At 37.9% G+C, this 388-nt stretch carries 1 protein-coding gene; it reads right to left on the bottom strand.

The features are described 5' to 3' along the window. A partial coding sequence (locus tag FL311_RS43850; protein WP_305036195.1) for a FimD/PapC N-terminal domain-containing protein occupies positions 1-388 on the bottom strand: 388 nt, incomplete at both ends.

Below are 388 nucleotides of genomic sequence, written 5' to 3'. Positions count from 1 at the left end.
CCGTTAAAAGCAGCATAAATGCTGTCATTTCTTCGACCAGGAGTTTCACTATGATATCCGTTGAGGTTGTATGACAACATGGCCGCATTAATGCCATTTTCCCATAACGATGGATCAACATAGTTTTGGTAATTTTTCATTACCCATGCCTGAGGAACGTCTATATCCAGACGTTGCTCGTTAACGTCATAACGAACAGAAGCCTGAGGGATAATTTCCGTCAAATTAAGGCAATTGCCGAGTGTTTCATCCCTGGCAAGCAGAACGGCTTTTTCGTTATTTATATCGGGAGAATTTATATAAATCTGCAATAAATTCTTAAGTGTGATACAGGCTTGTGCGTTTTTTTTTCCTTCAATTTCAATAAATGTAATGCTTTGGTTAATAA

This window comes from Myxococcus sp. AB025B (genome assembly GCF_006518215.1).
GTDB lineage: Bacteria > Myxococcota > Myxococcia > Myxococcales > Myxococcaceae > Myxococcus > Myxococcus fulvus.
This window is presented reverse-complemented; position numbering and strand designations above follow the sequence as displayed.